Source organism: Phytohabitans houttuyneae, assembly GCF_011764425.1.
GTDB lineage: Bacteria > Actinomycetota > Actinomycetes > Mycobacteriales > Micromonosporaceae > Phytohabitans > Phytohabitans houttuyneae.
Genome location: NZ_BLPF01000001.1, coordinates 4750673 through 4769156, shown reverse-complemented (window position 1 = coordinate 4769156; position 18484 = coordinate 4750673). Strand labels below are relative to the sequence as shown.

Annotated in this window: 15 protein-coding genes and 4 pseudogenes; 7 read left to right on the top strand and 12 right to left on the bottom strand. The window is 70.9% G+C overall.

All coding sequences use genetic code 11. From position 1 onward, the window contains the following. Positions 1 to 5: 5 nt before the first annotated feature. The 3 genes from Phou_RS22025 to Phou_RS54500 form a co-directional block, all read right to left on the bottom strand. Positions 6 to 254 (bottom strand): glutaredoxin family protein, encoded by a 249-nt coding sequence (locus tag Phou_RS22025; protein WP_173057738.1) that lies wholly within the window; start codon positions 252 to 254, stop codon positions 6 to 8. Next, positions 247 to 1335: a class I adenylate-forming enzyme family protein gene (locus tag Phou_RS54505; RefSeq protein ID WP_281365047.1), complete on the bottom strand. Its 1089-nt coding sequence runs from the start codon at positions 1333 to 1335 to the stop codon at positions 247 to 249. Before Phou_RS54505 ends, Phou_RS22025 begins: the two co-directional genes overlap by 8 nt. A gap of 89 nt (positions 1336 to 1424) precedes the next feature. Further along, a complete protein-coding gene (locus tag Phou_RS54500) occupies positions 1425 to 1868 on the bottom strand; it encodes an AMP-binding protein (RefSeq protein WP_281365046.1) in 444 nt (147 codons plus the stop codon). A 542-nt stretch (positions 1869 to 2410) separates the two neighbouring features. Between Phou_RS54500 and Phou_RS22015 the strand changes: the two are divergent. The 6 genes and pseudogenes from Phou_RS22015 (at position 2411) to Phou_RS21990 (ending at position 9460) form a co-directional block, all read left to right on the top strand. Continuing rightward, positions 2411 to 3261 (top strand): annotated as a pseudogene (locus Phou_RS22015) (ECF subfamily RNA polymerase sigma factor, BldN family). 189 nt (positions 3262 to 3450) lie between these two features. Further along, positions 3451 to 4335, top strand: a pseudogene (locus Phou_RS22010) (DUF5667 domain-containing protein); the annotation flags it as partial. Positions 4336 to 4734: 399 nt separating this feature from the next. Continuing rightward, positions 4735 to 5631 carry an HAD family hydrolase gene (locus Phou_RS22005; RefSeq protein ID WP_246273672.1) on the top strand — a complete coding sequence of 299 codons (897 nt, stop codon included), beginning with the start codon at positions 4735 to 4737 and terminating at the stop codon, positions 5629 to 5631. Between the two features lie 178 nt (positions 5632 to 5809). Further along, positions 5810 to 6766, top strand: a complete 957-nt coding sequence (locus tag Phou_RS22000) for a hypothetical protein (protein ID WP_173057735.1) — start codon at positions 5810 to 5812, stop codon at positions 6764 to 6766. Between the two features lie 121 nt (positions 6767 to 6887). After that, entirely contained in the window at positions 6888 to 8579 is a 1692-nt protein-coding gene (locus Phou_RS21995) for an anti-phage phosphoesterase (protein WP_173057734.1), read from the top strand. A 23-nt stretch (positions 8580 to 8602) separates the two neighbouring features. After that, positions 8603 to 9460 (top strand): HAD family hydrolase, encoded by an 858-nt coding sequence (locus tag Phou_RS21990; RefSeq protein WP_173057733.1) that lies wholly within the window; start codon positions 8603 to 8605, stop codon positions 9458 to 9460. Positions 9461 to 9519: 59 nt separating this feature from the next. Here the strand turns inward: Phou_RS21990 and Phou_RS21985 are convergent, their stop codons facing one another. The 9 genes and pseudogenes from Phou_RS21985 to Phou_RS21945 form a co-directional block, all read right to left on the bottom strand. Then, positions 9520 to 10392, bottom strand: a complete 873-nt coding sequence (locus Phou_RS21985) for a lysophospholipid acyltransferase family protein (RefSeq protein WP_173057732.1) — start codon at positions 10390 to 10392, stop codon at positions 9520 to 9522. Beyond that, positions 10389 to 11441: an NAD-dependent epimerase/dehydratase family protein gene (locus Phou_RS21980; protein ID WP_246273670.1), complete on the bottom strand. Its 1053-nt coding sequence runs from the start codon at positions 11439 to 11441 to the stop codon at positions 10389 to 10391. The genes Phou_RS21985 and Phou_RS21980 overlap by 4 nt, the downstream gene beginning before the upstream one ends. Before the next feature lie 48 nt (positions 11442 to 11489). After that, positions 11490 to 11591 (bottom strand): 30S ribosomal protein bS22, encoded by a 102-nt coding sequence (locus Phou_RS21975; protein WP_007465623.1) that lies wholly within the window; start codon positions 11589 to 11591, stop codon positions 11490 to 11492. 134 nt (positions 11592 to 11725) lie between these two features. After that, a pseudogene (locus tag Phou_RS21970) lies at positions 11726 to 11937 on the bottom strand (helix-turn-helix domain-containing protein). Positions 11938 to 12149: 212 nt separating this feature from the next. Continuing rightward, positions 12150 to 13334 (bottom strand): ABC transporter permease, encoded by a 1185-nt coding sequence (locus Phou_RS21965; protein WP_173057729.1) that lies wholly within the window; start codon positions 13332 to 13334, stop codon positions 12150 to 12152. Further along, a pseudogene (locus Phou_RS21960) lies at positions 13331 to 14064 on the bottom strand (ABC transporter ATP-binding protein). The gene Phou_RS21965 and the pseudogene Phou_RS21960 overlap by 4 nt, the downstream one beginning before the upstream one ends. Positions 14065 to 14185: 121 nt before the next feature. Next, a complete protein-coding gene (locus Phou_RS21955; protein ID WP_173058781.1) occupies positions 14186 to 15568 on the bottom strand; it encodes an efflux RND transporter periplasmic adaptor subunit in 1383 nt (460 codons plus the stop codon). Position 15569: 1 nt separating this feature from the next. Next, positions 15570 to 16865, bottom strand: coding sequence for a hypothetical protein (locus Phou_RS21950; RefSeq protein WP_246273668.1), 1296 nt, complete (start codon positions 16863 to 16865; stop codon positions 15570 to 15572). Positions 16866 to 16888: 23 nt separating this feature from the next. After that, a complete protein-coding gene (locus Phou_RS21945) occupies positions 16889 to 17809 on the bottom strand; it encodes a proline dehydrogenase family protein (protein ID WP_173057728.1) in 921 nt (306 codons plus the stop codon). 130 nt (positions 17810 to 17939) lie between these two features. Between Phou_RS21945 and Phou_RS21940 the strand changes: the two genes are divergently transcribed. Beyond that, a complete protein-coding gene (locus Phou_RS21940; RefSeq protein ID WP_173057727.1) occupies positions 17940 to 18476 on the top strand; it encodes a CGNR zinc finger domain-containing protein in 537 nt (178 codons plus the stop codon). The last annotated feature ends 8 nt before the right edge of the window (positions 18477 to 18484 follow it).

Sequence of the window (18484 nt, the reverse complement as noted above, 5' to 3'; positions counted from 1 at the left end):
CGACTCTAATGGGCGGCCTTCAGGTCACGAAGAAGGCGTTCCTCCTCGACCCGCCAGTAGCCGTGCTCCTTGCCGTCGAGCAGGGTCACCGGCACCCGGTCGCCGTACTCCGCCTCAAGCTCGCGGTCGGACTCCACGTCGACCTCGACCCACCGCTCGCCGGTGGCCGCCGTGACCCGCTCGATCGCCTCCTTGGCGACGTCGCAGAGGTGGCAGCCGGGGCGGGTGATCAGGGTCAGCCGGGCCTCAGTCATGGACCGCCTCCGAGCGCAGCAACGTCTTGCGCACCTTGCCGGTGGGCGAGTGCGGCAGCGACGGCACGAACTGGATCGTGGTCGGGCATTTGAACCGGGCCAGGTTGCGCTCGCAGTGCCGCCGCAGCTCGGCCACGGTCAGGTCGCTGTCCGGCTCGCGCACCACGAACGCCTTCACGGTCTGCCCGGTCTGCGGGTGCGGCGCGCCGAGCACCGCCGCCTCGGCCACGCCGCGGCAGGCCTCGATCACCAACTCCACCTCGTGAGGGTAGACGTTGAAGCCGGAGACCAGGATCAGCTCACCCAGCCGGTCGACCAGGAAGAGGTCGCCATCGGCGTCCGCGTACGCCACGTCGCCGGTGGCCCACCACCCCTCCGCGCTCGGCCCGTCCCGCCCGTCCGGCCAGTATCCGGAGAAGAGGTTGTCGCCGCGCACCACGATCTCGCCGGGATCGGTGCCCGGCGACTCAAGCTCGACCAGCAGCTCGTCTTCCGCGTCGGGGTCGACGACGCCGTCGCGCCAGATGTCGCCGCCGTCGGCCGCCACGAGTCGCAGCTCGACGCCGGGAATGGGCTGCCCGATTGAGCCAACCTTCGGCACGCTGCTGAGCAACGTGGTGGTGAGGACCGGTGCGGCCTCGGTCAACCCGTACCCGACGAAGACCTGCCGCCCGGTCGCGTCGCTGATGCGCGCCGCGGTGGCCGGCTCCAACGGCGCCGCGCCGCACACGGCGAGCCGCACCGTGCCGAACGCGCCGCTCAGCTCGGGTCGTGCGGCCCACCCCACATACATCGACGGGACGCCGACCACGGCCGTGACCGCGTGCCGGGCGATGGCCTCCAGCGTGGACGCCGGGTCGAACCGCTCCACCAGCACGCCGCAGGCGGCGTGATAGGCCACCGCGCCGAGCCCCGAATTCAGCCCGTAGGCGTGGAAAAGCGGCACCGTCAGCAGGAGAACGTCGTCGGGCCCGATCACCGAGGGCACGCGGGCGACCTGCGCATGGTTGGCGATCAACGCGCGGTGGGAGAGCATCGCGCCCTTCGGGCTGCCCTCGGTGCCCGAGGTGTAGAGCAGCACGGCTAAGTCGGAGCCCCCCGCTCTTAGGGGAGCGGTATCGTCACCGCCGGTCTCGCGGGCCGGCGGCGGGCCGTCGAGATCCGGCAGATTCACGTGTACCGCCGACAGCGCGGGCAGCTCACCCGGACCTCCTCGACGGCGTCGCGCACCTGCGCCGTGCAGACAAGCGCGGCGGCCGCCGAGTCGGAGAGCACGTGGCGCAGCTCGCGTGCCGTGAAGTCCGGGTTGATCGGCACCACCGACAGCCCCGCGCGCAGCGCACCGAAGAACGCGACCGCGAAATCGGGCGTATTGCCCAGCGCGATCGCCACGCGAGCCGGGTGTCCCGCCGTCGCCGAGGCCGTCTTGGCGCCGGCCTCGGCGATCGCGCCCAGGCCGCGCGCCGCCGCGTCCACCCGGGCGTCGAGCTCGCCCCAGGTCACGGTCTCGTCCCCACGGACCAGAGCCGGCCGGTCGGCGCCCACCCCCGCCGCGCGGCGCACATAGTCGGCCAGGTTGCGGGCGGCTTCGTCGACGGCGACTGGTTCGGGCACGCTCACAGGTTAATGTGACGCGCCTTACTTGGGTGTCGGCTGATGTTCAGTTCGTGCCCATCTCTGCGGCTCAGAGGCTGTTCGGGCGCCGGAGGCGGAAGCGACCTCCCCGCGGCGTGTCGCGCCTCCCGTCACCCGAACGGGGGCCGTCTTTACCCCTGTCGGGTGTCCGACGCCGCACACGGTGTGCGACAGATTGGACCACGATCGGTAAATAATTCGGCTCTGTGTAACGGACTCCGCACACGTGGGTGATGTTGGCCCTATTATCTCTGGGTCGGCTCACCCCTTTTGCCGTGAGTCGACACCCCTCACCCCGAGGAGGCCGCCGTGCCCGTTAACGCACCGCACCAGCACCTCACGGGTGTGTGTCGCCCGATGGCGCATCCTGTCCCGCTGCCAGGGGACCGCGCCGGACCCGGCACATGCCCGATGATGGCGCTGCGCGGGGTCACGGAGGAGGGGCAGTGACGGCCTACACCTACCAGGAGCTGTACGCCCAGATGGCACTCGCCGACGGGCTGCGGACGCTCCGCCTGGCCATGAACGACATGGGCACCAGGCACACACGCAACCGCACACCCCATGTCAACGAGTCACCCGGACGCCACGTGCCGGGCTCCAACGCCAAGCCGGTGGGCGGCCGTGTCGCCGCGCCGGGGCGCCCCTCGATGCCGGCCCAGCCGGCGCCGGGGCACAACCCGGCGGATCCCGGCGTCCGCTCGGGGGCGACACCGACACCGCGGTGCTCCCGGCCGTCGAGACCGGGCCACCCGGCGGGGGCAGTGCACCGCCGACCAGGTTTCCGGACCGGCCCGACCCCACCGACGCGGCCGCCGAGGTGTGGGCGCTGGTCGAGCGGGCCCAGGCCGGTGAGTCGGAGGCGTTCGGCCTGATCTACGACCGGTACGTCGACACGGTGTTCCGCTTCGTGTACTTCCGGGTCGGCAACCGCCAGCTCGCCGAAGACCTCACCTCCGACACCTTCCTGCGCGCCCTCAAGCGGATCGGCAGCTTCACCTGGCAGGGCCGCGACCTCGGCGCCTGGCTTGTCACGATCGCCCGCAACCTTGTCGCCGACCACTTCAAGTCCGGGCGCTACCGCCTCGAGGTCACCACCGGCGACGTCCTGGACGCCGACCGTGAGGACCGCGGGCCCGAGGGCAGCCCCGAGGCCGCCGTCGTCGACCACATCACCAACGTCGCCCTCCTGACCGCCGTCAAGCAGCTCAACCCCGAGCAGCAGGAGTGCATCGTCCTCCGCTTCCTGCAAGGCTTCTCCGTCGCCGAAACCGCCCAGGCGATGGGTAAGAACGAAGGGGCCATCAAGGCCCTCCAGTACCGGGCGGTACGAGCACTCGCCCGGCTCCTGCCGGACGGGTTCCAACCGTGACTCTCCTCACTCTTCGTAATGGCGCTTTCCGCGTACCCGTAACCCGTCGTGCCCACGCGGCGTTTGTATGGGTGCGACCGGCGGTGGCGCTGACATCCCCCTGGCCCATCCCGCGGTTTCCGCTGCCGTCGCACCGATCGGCGACGACGTCGATCGAGCAGTCGTGACCAGCGAAGGGAGGTGCCCGCGGTGACAACGAACGTCTTCTACCGCCGGCGCGCCGAGCGCTTCGCGCAGCTTCTCGACGAGGCCAGCGGCGGTCGCCGGCACCACGTACGCGACCGTGCCGACGAGGGCCTTGCCGAGCTCATCGCGGTCAGTGACCACTTGGTCGCCGTAAAGCCGCACGTCGAGATCGACCCGGACTTCCGCACCGGCCTGCGGGCGATGCTCGTGGCCAAGGCGGAGCGGGACGGGATCGGCGTGACCGCGGTGGATGCGCCCGAGCCTGATTTCGCGACCGAGTCGCGTCCCCGGTTCACCGGCCGGCGGATCCGCGCCCGTGGCGCCGTGATCGTCGGTGTGGCGGTCGGCGCGATCGCCGTCTCCGGCATGTCCGCGGCCAGCGAAAACGCGATGCCCGGCGACGCTCTGTACGGAGTCAAGCGCTCCACCGAGCGGGCCCAGCTCGCACTCGCCAGCTCGGACGTCACCCGCGGACAGCTCTTCCTCGACTTCGCCCGCACCCGCCTCGCCGAGGCCGGCGCGGTGGGCGACACCGCTGGATTCTCCGGCGTGCTCGACGACATGGACAGCGACACCCGCGAGGGCGCGAAGCTGCTGCACAGTGCTGCTGTGGCACGCCACGACGCGACCCCGCTGGACGCGGTCGACACGTTCGTGAGCGGCCAGCGCCAGCAGATCACCAAGATGCTCGACCGGCTGCCCGCCGGGAGCCGCGACCGGGCCGTGACGTCCCTCGCCGTGCTCGACGAGGTGAGCCAGCGCTCCAAGGGCCTGCGCGCGACGCTCGACTGCGGCGACGCCGCCACGGTCGGCGCGGACGTGCTCGGCCCGAAGCCGGGCGTCTGCTGGTCGGCGCCGAGCCAGGGCCGCTCGGGCCCGGCCACCGGCACGGACAGCTCGCAGCGGGAGGGCACCAAGCCCAGCCCCGAGCGCACGGAGGGCACCGACCCGAAGCCGGCCGGCAGCACCGGGGCCACCACGCCTTCGGGCAGCCCGGCACCGGATGGCTCCGGTCCGGCCGACCAGCCCGAGCCCACGCCGTCCAGCACGGACGACGGAATCCTCGACGGTCTGGGACGCATCCTCGGTGACCTGCTCGGCTAGGCCCTGTTTGAACAGAATTGTCGTGGCGAGCCGGAGTCCAGGCAGCGTCTGGGCCCGGCGCAGCCTGGCAGGGATTTTCCAAACAGGGCCTCGGCCCACCGCCCGGAGGGGCTTTCGCTTTAAAGGAGATTCAGGGCCTCGTTGGCTACCCTCCCTAGGAGGGAGCCAGAGGGAGGTCCACGCGTGGCGCGCACCCGCAGGGTCGGCGGAAAGTCCAAGAAGGTGACTGTCAGCACCGACGCCTACGGCCACACCGCAGGCTGGGCCGCCACCGATCTCGAAGTGGCCCTGTCCGGCCCGCCGGACAGCGAGGCAGCGGCGTTCTTCGACGTCGACAACACGATGATGCAGGGCGCCTCGATCTACTGGTTCGCCCGCGGCCTGGCCGCCCGCAAGTACCTCACGACCGGCGACCTGGCCCGTTTTGCCTGGCAGCAGGCCCGCTTCCGGCTGCTCGCCCGGGAGCACGCCGGTGACATGTCCCGGGCCAAGGCCACCGCGCTCGCGTTCGTCGAGGGCTGGCGGGTCGAAGACATGGAGCGGCTCAGCGAGGAGATCTTCGACGAGCTGATGGCCGAGCGGATCTGGGCCGGCACCCGGGCGCTCGCCCAGCTCCACCTCGACGCCGGCCAGCGGGTCTGGCTGGTCAGCGCGGCACCGGTCGAGCTCGGCCGGGTGATCGCCGGGCGCCTCGGCCTCACCGGCGCGGTCGGCACGGTCGCCGAGGTCAAGGAGGGTGCGTACACCGGACGCCTGGTCGGCGACCTCATGCACGGCCCGGCAAAGGCTGACGCGATCCGCCAGCTCGCCACCGTCGAAGGGCTCGACCTGTCCCGCTGCACCGCCTACAGCGACTCGTCCAACGACATCCCGATGCTCTCGATCGTCGGCAACGCGGTCGCGGTCAACCCGGACAGCGCGCTGCTCGCCGAGGCCCGCGAGCGAGGCTGGGAGGTGCGCGACTTCCGCACCGGGCGCAAGGCCGCCAAGATCGCGGTACCCACGACCGCCGCCACCGCGATCCTCGTCGGCGCGGTCGCCGCGGGCATGGCGTTCCGCCGCCGCAGGTCTCGCCGGTGACGCTCACCGCCGGGCGACCGGTGGTGCCCGCGCCGCGCCCCGGCCGGCGCCCCTCCCCCGGCGGACGGTCGGCCTGGCCGGCCTCGGGGTCGCGCTGGCGGCCGCCGGCACCCTGCTCGCCCTCTCGCCCGACCACAAGCGGCCCACCGGACCCGAGCCGCCCCGCACGGTCGCCCAGGTGTGGCCGGACGCTGAGCGCGCCGACATCGCCGGCGGCCTGCGGTACACCCCGCTCTACTTCCTCGACGCGAAGACCTCGCTGGGCACGGCGCCGGACGGCACCGACCAGGTCCTGCAGCTGAGCGCCGCCGGCGGCACACCGCGCGAGCTGCGCCGCCTGCCGGCGGGGTCGACCCCGCAGTTCGGCGGCTTCGTCCGCGCGGGCGACGAGGTGGCCTGGGCGGAGTCGGTGAGCGACGCCGATGGCACCGCCCGCACCACGATGTGGGTCGCAAACGTGGCCAGCGGCACGCCACCCCGGCTCCTCACGGAGGACACCGGCGACGTGGTCCTCTTCAACTCGCAGTACGACATGGTGCTCGCCGGCGGCCGGCTGCACTGGGTGTCGGTCTCCCCGCGGGGCGACACCGCGACCGAGATCCGTTCGATACCGCTAGCCGGCGGCACAGTCTCCAAACGCACCGAGCCCGGCGCGTGGGCACTCTCGGCCTGGCCGTGGCTGGTGAGCGCCGGCAGCGGGCAGACCGGCCCGGTCCAGCTCCGCAGCCTCGACACCGGGCAGGTCACCAACGTCCCGGCGTCCGCGACCGAGCTGGCCACCTGCAGCCCGGCCTGGTGCCGCGTGCTCGTGCTGGCCGGCGACGGCCCGTCGCGCATCGACCTGATGCGGCCGGACGGCACCGACCGCCGCCGGGTTGCGGGCGGCGCGGCCACCGCCTCGGTGATCGACGTGGCGCTGCTCGACAGGTTTGAGGTGCTGTCACAGAGCAGCGGCGACCAGAGCGCGCCGATCAGCTCCCAGCAGCTGCTGCTCTACGACCTGAAGAGCAAGCAGGTCGTGGTGGTGGCCGACGGCGTCGGCATCGTGCAGAGCCGCGGCGCCCTGCTGTGGTGGTCGACCGGCGACAACGAGACGACCGCCTGGCACACGCTCGACCTTCGAACGCTGCGCTGAACCGGACCTGAAAGCGTCCCTTGTGGACCTGGTGTTCGCCACAGGTCCGAGTGATACTGCCGTACGAGTCCGCTCGTTGGTGCCTGTCCACCATTTCGCAGGCGTACGGAGGTGCACCGGCATGGCCGATGGGAAGGATCGGGTTCCCCCGGCCAGCCCTCGCTTCCTGTTCCGGTACCGAGATCTCGTGGCCGACACTCTGCCGGAGCACCGACGCGTAATCGAGAGGAGGGGTTGGTGCTGGTGGGGTTGGTGGAAGAGGCCGAACGAGCCGGGTCACGATGCCGTCTGGCAGGCCATCCACGACGAGACGAGTCAGGGACGGCGGGTGCCGATCGCTCTGTTTCACTCCGGCTCCGGCGAGGTCCACTCCGCGATCGTCGACCGGGTCCTCTCCCCCGCTGCCGACGACTTCGGACAGTTCACCTCATTGAGCCCGCCGCCGGAAGAGCGTGACGGAATCCCCTCGTACTACCGCAACAGTCGGCACAGCCGTGGGTGGCTCCGGATTCTCTCTGTCAGCGAGCATCCCATCGAGTTCTTCGGCCGGTTTTCCTACGCGGCGCCGCCACCACTGCCGCATATCCAGGGCTCCCAACTCGATCGCCTCGCCGGCAAGCGAATCCTCGACGCGGACGAGTTGCGGGCGATGGACACGACCATCTGGGAAGTACGGCCGAGTCTCTCGAACGATGCAGCCGAACGCTTCCTTACCGCCACTCAACGGCAGGAGGGACCGCTGTCGGCCCAACCGGTGTCCTGCACTGGTGATTGGCTACTTCACATCACCGACCCGCACTACGCGACGGGCAGGTTCCGCGCCGAGCACCAATGGCGGTTGGAAGGTGAAGCAGGGACGACCCCTACGATGGCCGACGCGATCAATGAAGCCCTGACGCGCGCCGATCGAAACGTGGGCGTGGTGCTTGTGACCGGTGATCTGACTTACGTGGCGTCGACCGCGGAGTTCAAGGCTGCCCGAACAGGCCTCTTCAAGCTGACCAACGGCCTGCTTGGACTGAGTATGGACCACATCGTGGTCGTGCCCGGCAATCACGACATCGTGTGGACCCGCGCCGACGCCTACGACTACGGCGCGCCAGTTGAGGTCGCACCGGCCGAGGCCACCGCCAACTACCGAGAGTTCTTCAGGGCGTTCTACGGGTTTCAGGCGTCTGACCAGTTGTCGATGGCGCGACGATTCGTCTTCCCCGGGGGCTCCTTGGTCGACGTAGTGGGAGTCAACTCGAGCTCGCTCGAGCAAGGCAGCTCGTTCCTCGCCGGGATGGGACGCGTGCAGGAAGCGGGTTACCGCGAGGCGGCCGCCTCGCTGGCCTGGGCGAGGCGGACCGGGCTGGGCCTCAGGATCCTCGCGCTGCACCATCACTTGGCACTAACGGACGATCTTGAGTCGCCGGATGAGTTCCACAAGGGCTTTGGGATCGCGATCGACGCTCCACGGGTGCAGCGGATGGCAGCGCAGGACGGGGTGCATCTCGCGGTACACGGTCACAAGCACCGTGCGTTCGTGTGGCGCGCTGGTGCATACCACCTTCCCGAGTACACGAACGAGCAGTGGGAGCTGGGTAGCTTCAACATCGTTGGTGGAGGCAGCTCCGGCTCCAGCTCCACGGACGGACACCGGAACTTCTTCAACCTTCTCCGGGTGAGAGGCTCGATCGTGGAGCTAGAAATGTATCGAAGTGACCCCAACGGATCCTTCAGCCGCTTCATGACCTGGACGGCGCCGCTGACGGTGAACCGGGACGGCGCGCTCACGATCGAGCCCTGGCAGCGGACAGACAATCGATGACAACCCCCCGACGATCGATCCAGGTGCTCATTCTCGACATGGACGACACCCTCTACCGATGGGTGGACTTCTTCGCCCCAGCTTTGGGCGCGATGGTGGCCAAGGCAGCCGAGCTTCTAGGAGTTGACGAAGACCGCATCCGAGAAGATTTGAAGATCGTTCACAGACGTCGAGGCAACACCGAGCAGCCGTTTGCGCTGCTGGAGACGGACATCGTCCAGGAACGGCTGCCGACCAAGCCGCAGGTCGAACGCCACGAGTTCCTGAGGCCTGCCTTCGCCGAGTTCAACCGGATCCGAAGCGAGCGCCTCCGGCTGTTCTCGGATGTCGTGCCGACTCTGACCTCAATCAAGGCGAGTGGTTGTCGAATCTTCGGTCACACCGAGGCCACCGACGTAAACATCAGAAGCCGGATACGGACGCTGGGCCTCCAGTCGATGCTGGAGGCGGTGTACGCGCCCTCCTTTAGCGGCCCGCCACACCCGCTCGGCGACGCGCCGCACACTCCGTTAAGCGTGGTGGAGATTCGTGAGGTGCCGTCGCACAAGCGGAAACCCGACCCGGACGTCGTGCTCGGCATCGCGCGCGAGGTCGGTGTCCCCCCGCATCGTTGCCTCTATGTCGGCGACAACCTCAAAAAGGACATAACGATGGCCAAGCATGCGGGAATGCTGGCGGCTTGGGCGCGTTACGGCGCCGAGCGGGATCCGGATCTTTGGGAGCAAGTTGTACGGGTCACACATTGGGATCCAACCGACGCCGCACAGGCGGCAGACGTCCATCTGGACGTTGCGAGCCCAGACGTCATCCTGGATGCCTTTGGGGAGTTGCTGCTCCATTTCGAGTTCGCCGGGGTTGACGACACGTCAGGTTATGGCTAGACGGTCGGGGCGCCTGGCCATGTGGTGATTTGGTGCCATGTCCGACTCTCGCGGGCCATCTAGCGGCCGAAGGGGTCGGGGCGCTTTTCGAGCAGGCGGTGCAGCGTCTGCTGGATCGTCTCGCGCACCTGGTCGGCCAGGTTGAAGATGACCATCGGGTCGTCGGCGTGGTCGACGAGGTCCGCGGTGGGTATCGGCGGGCAGAACTCGATCAGCCACTTGCTCGGCAGCGGCACCAGCCCCAGCGGGCCGAGCCAGGGGAACGTGGGCGTGACCGGAAAGTACGGCAGCTTGAGCAGGCGGGCCAGCGGCTTGAGGTCGCCCAGGATCGGGTAGATCTCCTCGGCGCCGACGATCGCCACCGGGACGATCGGGGTGCCGGTGCGCAGCGCCGCCGAGACGAAGCCGCCGCGGCCGAAGCGCTGCAGCTTGTACCTGTCGCGGTAGTGCTTGCCGACGCCCTTGAAACCCTCCGGGAAGACGCCGACAAGCTCGCCCCCGCGCAGGAGGCGCTCGGCGTCCGGGTTGCAGGCGACCGTGCCGCCCGACTTGCGGGTCAGCTCGGAGAGCACCGGCACGCGGAAGACGAGGTCGGCGCCGAGCAGCCGGAGGTGGCGGGCCTTGGGGTGCTCGTCGTGCACGGCGATCGAGAGCATCAGCGCGTCCATCGCGACCGTGCCGGAGTGGTTGCCGACCACCAAGCCGGCGCCGTCGTCGGGCAGGTGCTCCAGGCCGAAGACCTCGGTGCGGAACCAGTCGCGGTAGAGCCGGCGCAGGATCGGATAGAAGACGTGGTCGGTCAGCTCCGGATCGAAGCCGAACTCGTCCACCTCGTACTGCCCGGAGAGGCGGCGGCGCAGGAAGGACAGTGCCGACGCGACCCGCTGATCCCACGGGTCGCCCGGCCAGTCCTCGACAGACGGGTCACTCATGAGCTCTCACTTGCGGCGGCGCGGACCCGCCGGATGCCGTCCAGGATCGTCCGCTCGGCGGCCGCCATCTGTTCGGCGGTCACCAGCGCGCGGTCGGCGTGCCCGCGGATGAAGTCGTCGAAGGCTGACGCGGTGGTGCGCGGCTCGAACCCGTACTCCTCGATGAGGCGGGTGGTGTCGACCACCCGGCCGTGCACGAAGAGGTCGAGCTGGTCCAGCCCGTAGCGGCCGAGCCGCAGCCCGCCGGCGAGCGTGGCCGCGGCGGACAGGCCGGGCTCGAAGACCGGCACAGCGAGCCGCCCCGCCCGCCGGATCGCCTGGGAGAGCGCGAGCACGCCGGCGCCGGCCACGTTGTAGGTACCGGGGTGGTCTTCCACCACCGAGCGGTGCAGCACTTCGAGCGCGTCGTCGACGTGCAGGAACTGCAGTCGCGGGTCACGGCCGAGCACGGTGGGCACGAAGGGCTGCGCGAAGTACCGGGTGAGGGTGGTGTCGGCCCGGGAGCCGATGAACGGCGCGAACCGGAGCACCGTCGCGCTGACGTCGGGCCGCCGGCGGCGGAAGCCGCGCAGGTAGCCCTCGACGTCGAGGATGTCGCGCGCGAAGCCACCTCGCGGCACCTGGCGCGGCTCGGTGTCCTCGGTGAAGACGGCGGGGTCGCGGAACGAGGCGCCATACGCCGCCGTGGATGAGCGCACCACCAGCTTGCGCAGGTGGGGTGCCTGCTGGCAGGCGGCGAGGAGCTGCATCGTGCCGATGACGTTTTGCTCCTTCATCGCGGCGCGGCCGCCCGGCTCGGGCGACGTGACCAGCGAGAGGTGCACCACGACCTCGGCGTCGAGCTCGGCCACCACCGTGGGGGCCGAGCCCGCGTCGGCGCGCACGTGCTCGACGCCGCTGAGCATCTCCTGGATCTCAGCGGCGGGCTCATTGGGGTCGAGACCGACCACGCGGCCGACGCGATCATCGGCAGCGAGGCGGGCGGCGACGTGCGCGCCGAGGTACCGGCTAATGCCGGTTACCACGACGACGCCCAAGGCGGCAGTCACCGCCACCTCACGTTTCGATGCTCGTCCGGCGTGGAAACCCGGACGTGGCTACTTGCCGAGACGACGACGCTGGACGCGGGTCTTGCGCAGCAGCTTGCGGTGCTTCTTCTTAGCCATGCGCTTGCGGCGCTTCTTGACGACCGAGCCCATACGAAAGCCTTCCCGTTGCGATTCCTCGGCTACAGCCGGTCACCCTCCGGCGACCAATCTGGACAGCGGACCGGAGCTGCCTGGTGGGCGCCGACGCCCGTCGGACTCACGGTCGCCCACCAGGGTAGCCCCTGCTACGCCGACTCTTGGAATGCCCCCGAAGGTATTCGTGCACCGCGTGCTCCGGGACCCGGAAGGACCGGCCGACCCGGACCGCCGTTAACTCGCCAGAGTGCACCAGCCGATAGACGGTCATCTTCGAGACGCGCATCAGTGTCGCCACCTCAGCGACGGTCAGGAACTTGACCTCCGACAGTCTGCTCTCGGACTGTGGTGATCCTGCCATGGCTCACCAACCCATCCCATCCCCGGCGCGCGCCGCCGGACGGGATGCGCCGCGGCGGGCTACGCGCGTGTAACTAGTACGGTACCGGGACGGCTGTGACCCACGCGATCCCTTCAGCCAGATGATCATGATCAGTCAAGTCGCCACTCCGGGCGATCAGCATAATTCACCCCAAGGGGCATACCGGACCTTCAGCAACTCCGCCCGGCAACCTACTCCGTGCGGAGCGCCACCACCGGATCGAGGCGGCCCGCGCGCTGGGCGGGCACCACGCCGAAGACGATGCCCACCGCCGCCGACACCCCGAACGCCAGCGCCAGCGACCACCAGGTGATCGCGGCGGGCACCGGGGAAAGCTCGCCCACCAGCAGCGCGGCGCCCACACCGAGTGCCATGCCGGTGACCCCGCCGATGGTCGTCAGCAGCACCGCCTCCAGCAGGAACTGCACACCGATGTCGCGCGGCCGCGCGCCGACCGCCTTGCGCAGGCCGATCTCCTTGGTCCGCTCACGCACCGAGACCAGCATGATGTTGGAGACACCCACCCCACCCACGAGCAGCGAGATGCCCGCGATGGCGGCCAGCACACCGGTCAGCACGCCGAGGATGTCTCCGAGTACACCGAGAATCTGCTCCTGGGTCACCGCGCTGAACTCGGTGTCCGGGTGGCGCTCGCTGAGCTCGGCCACGATCCGCTCGCCGAGCGCGTCGATCCGCTCCCGGTCCGGCGCCTTGACCGCGATGCCGTCGATACGGTTCGTCCCGTACAGGCGGTGCGCCGTCGTCACCGGGATGTGCACCTCGTCGTCCCGGTCGACGCCGAGGCTTTGGCCGAGTGGTGCGAAGACGCCGATGACGCGAAACCGTACGCCCGCCACGGACACCTGCTGCCCCACCGCGTCGCGGTCGCCGAAGAGGGAACGGGCGACGGTCGCGCCGAGCACCGCCACGCGACGGGCGGTGTCCACATCGGACGATGTTAGGTAGCTGCCGCGCGCGACGTTCCGGACGAAGACCTGCGGCGTGGTCTCCAGTACGCCCTGCACGGTGGTGAACGTCGACAGGTTGCCGGCGCGGACCGTCTCCCCCGACGTGACGGTGACCGCCACCCGCGAGGGATCGCCGACCACCCGGCCCACAGCTTCCACATCGGACAGCGAAAGGCGGGAAACCGAGGGCGCCGAGTTGAACTCCAGCCGTCCCGGCACCACGATCAGCAGGTTGGAGCCGAGCCCTTCGACCTGCTGCTCGACCTCGCGCTTGGCTCCGGTGCCGATCGCCACGAGCACCACCACCGCGGCGACACCGATCACCACGCCGAGCATGGTCAGGCCGCTGCGCAGCCGGTTGGCCCGCAGGGCGTCGAGCGCGACCCGCCATGCCTCGACAAGCCTCACGACTCGTCCTCGGTCGGGCGGCGCGGTGACGGTACGACGGGTCCCGGCGGCGGCACGACGACGCCGTCCCGCATCACGATCTGGCGGCTGGCCCGAGCCGCGACGTCACGGTCGTGGGTGACCAGCACCAGGGCCACGGCGGATGTCGTGTTCAGCTCTTCGAGCAGGGCCAGCACGGCGTCACCCGTCGCGGTGTCGAGGTTGCCGGTCGGCTCGTCGGCGAGCAGCACGGCCGGGTCGGTGACCAGCGCCCGCGCGATGGCGACCCGCTGCTGCTCGCCGCCGGAGAGCTGGTTGGGGCGGTGGTGCAGGCGATGCCCCAGCCCCACCCGCTCCAGCATCTCGCTCGCCTTCGCCCGCCGCTGGCGCGCGCCCACGCCGCGGTACACGAGCGGCAGCGCCACATTGTCCACGGCGGAGGTGCGGGGCAGCAGGTGGAAAGCCTGGAAGACGAAGCCGATCGTCTCGTTGCGCAGCCGCGCCATCTCCGGCGGCGACAGCGTCGAGACGTCCCGCCCCCGATGACGAGCCGGCCGCCGGTCGGCCGGTCCAAGCCGCCGAGAAGGTGCATCAGCGTGGACTTGCCGGAGCCGGACGGCCCGACGATCGCCACGTAGTCGCCCGGCTCGATGACCAGCGAGACGCCGCGGAGCGCGGGCACGGACACCCCGTCCAGCTCGTACGTTCGCGTGACGTCGGTGGCCTCCACGGCCTGCCCGGCCGCGGTCACTGTACCTCCGGGTTCGCTCGCTCGTGCGGCGCCAAAGGCGACGTCTTCCTCCACCACCCCGAAACCCCGACTACGTCGGCGGGCCGGCTCCGTCCAGACGCCGCCGCGCCAACTCGCTCGCTCACGGCACCTCTTGACCGGCGGTGACCTGGTCGGTGCCGCGGACGACCACGCTGTCGCCATCCGCCACTCCGGAGACGATCTGCACCAGATCCTGCCCCTGCACCCCGACGGTCACGTCGACCCGCTCGGCGCGCCCGTCGCGCACCACCCACACCGCGTCCCGCCCGTCGGCGGAGAAGACCGCGGCGGCGGGCACGGTGACCGCGTCGGCCGCCTCGCGCACCTGGAGGTGCACGACCGCGCTCATCCCCGGCCGGGGCGCCGGCGCGTCCCGGCCGTCGCCGAACTGCCCGTCCCCGAGGGAGAGCCGCACCCGGTAGGCGACGCCGCCGCGCGCCGAGGCGGTCGGCAGCACGTCGACCGAGCGAACCTCGCCGGTGTACGTGGCGCCGGTCGCCGCGTCCAGCTCCACCGTCGCCGAGAGCCCCGGGCTGACCAGCAGCACGTCGGTCTCGTCGACCTCGGCCACCAGCCCCAGCGCGGAGACGTCGACCACGGTCAGGATCGCCGCACCGGCGGTGACCACACCGCCGACCGGCACGGCGACGTCGACGCCGGCCGCCGGGCCCGAGGCCGCCGAGGGCGGGGTGAGCACGCCGGCCGGCAGCTGCGCGTTCGCGCCGCCGAGCAGGCCGGCCAGCGCCTCGGCGGAGGCACCGCCGGCCGGTGACGCCGCACCGCCGAGCTGCACCACACCGGGTATCGGCGCCCGCAGCGTGAGGGCATCCACAGTGGACTTCGCCAGGTCGTACGCCTGCTGCGCCTGGAGTCGCTGTGCGGCGGAGAGCGCGCTGACGGCGGAACTCAGCCCCGCCACGCCTCGCTGCACCGCGCGGACCGCCTGCCCGGCGGCGCGGGCAGCGGCGTCGTACTGCTTCTCAGCGGCGTCGACGTGCGCGAGCAGCGCGCCCCGCACCTGCGGGTCGGCGATCTTGCCGGCGGCGGTGCGGGCGGCGTCGAACGCGGCGGCCGCGGCCTTGTCGGTGTTGCGCTGCACCGTCGTCAGGTTGACCCCGCCACCGAAGCCGCCACCGGCCCGCTTGGCCGCGTCGAGCGCCGCCTTCGCCTGCGCGAGCCGCTGCCGGGCGCCCGGGGAGTCGATGACCGCGAGCACCTGCCCGCGCCGCACCGTCTCGCCCGGTCGCACGCGCATCGCGGCGAGCGTGCCGTCGGCCGGTGAGGTGAGAGTGGCGGCAGCCTTCGCGGTGACCGACGCCGGGGCGTCGACCACCTCGGCGACCTCGCCGCGGGACGCGTTGCCAAGGGCCACGGCGGACTCTTCGTCGCCACAGGACGCGGCTGTCGCGCCGAGCGCGAGGAGGGCAGCGCCGGCGAGCAGAATCAATTTTCGTGGCGGGGGGACGCCAGACACGGGGCCTATGCTACGAGGCCGCGCTCCGTACGTACGACACGCAGTCGTCCTGAAGGGACTGCCACGGCTCGCCGAAGGCGCCTTCGGACGCCTCTTCGGGCGACTTCCGCTCGTGTACGACCGCCTTGAAGAAGTCGAGCATCGCCTGCTCACCGAAGCGGTCGACAAGGTGGCGCACGGCGAGGTAGCCGACCCCGTAGGCGGCGCTGACCTGCCAGTCCGTCGCGCGCTCGCCAGGCTCGGCGGTGCTCAACGGGCCGTGCCACCCGCCGGACACGAGCCGCCGCACGTCGCCCAGGCTCTCGTACCGGCTGACCGGCCGCCCGCCCGCCGCGGCGAGGTCGGCGACGCCCTCGACAAGCCACCAGTTTTCGCCGGTGCGGTAGCCGCCGCCGGGCAGCGAGGCGGCGTGCGTCATCTCGTGCCGCAGCAGGTCGTCGAGCACGCTGCTGTGCAGGTCCTTGCCGTTGAGCACGACGTCGAAGTGGCCGCCGCCGACCGGTACCGCGTATCCGGCGGTCCACTCGGGGCGGTCGCCGCCGTACCACCGGCGCCACTCCGCCTCGCCCGCGTAGAAGATCTGGTAGTGCCTGGGCGGCGTGCCGTCCACCGCGTACCTGTCGGCGACCTCGGCCGCCCGCTCCGCCTCGCGCAGCACCTCGGCCAGGCGGGCCTTCTGGACGGCGGTCGTGGCGACCACCGCCCGCTTGCCCACGGCCACCACAAGATCGCTGGTCTCCCACGGCCGCGGCCCGTCCTGGGCCTTGGGCGATGACTCCACCGCCACCATCCGGGGCACACCGGCCCGGTCGACCCACGTGGTCTCGATCGACACCGGCCCGGTGAGGCAGCCGGGCTCGACGAAGCAATGCTCGTAGGTCACGGCGACCTGCCACCGGGAACCGACCCGATCGGGGATGTCGGTGATCCGCACCCGCCACGTGGTGACCTTGAGCGCGCGCAGGGACCGGAACTGCCGGCGCAGCGCGGACACCGCCGTCGACTTCGGCTCTGCCACCGCGAGGAAGCCCCGCTCGTCGCCGCGGAGCAGCGCGCCCGCCTGCTGGGTGAGCGCCTCCGCGATCCGCTCGCGCAGCCAGAGCTGTGTCACCTGCTCGGGATCGCCGGGCTCGGGGCTCTCGACGGCGACCGGGCTGGCGCTGGCCGCCGCCGCTTCCGGGGCGCGGTCGCGAAGGCTGACGATCGCGACAATCGGTACCGCGCAGGACAGCACCGTGCCCACGACACCGAGCGCCACCCACATGGGCCACCGGCTGCGGCGCGGCGGCGTGGAGGGCTCGATCACACGCGGAGACTACCCGTGCGGGGTCACCCCTTGCGGCTGACCGCCTTGAGGAAGAAACCGACATTCGCCGGCCGTTCGGCCAGTCGGCGCATCAGGTACGGGTACCACTGCGTCCCGTATGGCACGTAGACACGCACCGTGTATCCCTCGGCGGCCAGGCGGGCCTGCTCCTCCGGGCGCACGCCGTACAGCAGCTGGAACTCGAACTCGTCCGGCGACCGGTCGAACCAACGCGCCCGGTCTTCGCCGATGGCGATCAGGCGCGGGTCGTGGGTGGCGAGCATCGGGTAGCCGTCGCCGGACATGAGGATGTTGAGGCAGCGCACGTACGACTTGTCGACGTCCAGAGTGGACTGGTAGGCGACCGACTCGGGCTCCTTGTACGCCCCCTTGCACAGCCGCACCCGCGAACCGGCCGTCGCCAGCTCCCGGCAGTCGGCCTCGGTGCGCCGCAGGTACGCCTGGAGCACCGCGCCCGTGGTCGGAAAGTCGGTGCGCAGCTTGGTCAGGATGTCCAGCGTGGAGTCGGTGGTCGTGTGGTCCTCGGCGTCGAGCGTGACAGTGGTGCCCGCCTCCGACGCCGCCACGCAGATCGCCCGCGCCCCGTCGTACGCCAGCTGCTCGTCGAACTTCTGCCCCAGCGCGGAGAGCTTGACGCTCACCTCCGCGGCCGGGGTGAGCGCGGCGTCCCGGAGCGCCTCGAGCAGCGCCACATAGGCATCCCGGGTGGCCACCGCCTGCTCAGGCGTCTCGGTGTCCTCACCGAGCACGTCCAGGCTCACCGACAGTCCCTCGGCGACCAGCTCACCGGTCGCCCGCAGCGCGTCGTCCGGCGACGTGCCGGCGACGAACCGCCGCACCACACCACGCGTGAGCGGCGCAGTCTCGACGAGCCGCTCCATCCGGGACGACCGGGAGGCGGCGAGGATGACCGATCGCAGCATGAGGCGAGCGTAACGCCCGCCTCCCGGAGTGGCCCGGTTACCGTCCGCGCGAGCGCGCCGCCGCCCGCAGAGCGAGGGCCGGAGCTACAGCGACGCGCCACGATGGGCCCCGGTCGTCTACGGTTGTCGGGTGAACTTCGACGCGTACGCCAGGACCGCCGTTGACCTTGTCAACGCGTCGCTGGACGAGCTCGATGGCCTCCGGGGCCTCTTCGGCGAAGAGAACTCCTGGATGGGCACCGAGGTCGTGGAGCGCGACCTGGCCATCTTCCGCCGGGCACAGAAGCGCCTGCGAGATGTCTTCGAGTTCGGCACGTCCGGTCGTGACACCGAGGCTGTCGCCGAGCTCAACGCGCTGCTGGAGGCCTTTCCGGTCCAGCCGCGGATCTCCGGTCACGACGCAAGTGACTGGCACATGCACGTCACCAGCCGGGGCGCCTCGGTCAGCTCGGAGTACCTTGCGGGCGCCGTCTGGGGCCTGGCCGTGTGGCTGTGCGAGTACGGCAGTGCCCGATTCGGCGTCTGCGCCGACGAGCGCTGCGGCAACGTCTACCTGGACACCTCGTCCAACAACTGCCGGCGGTTCTGCTCGGAGCGGTGCGCCACCCGCTCCCACGTGGCCGCCCACCGCGCCCGCAAGAAGGAAAAGCTGCTCACCTCGGTGTGACCGGCGGT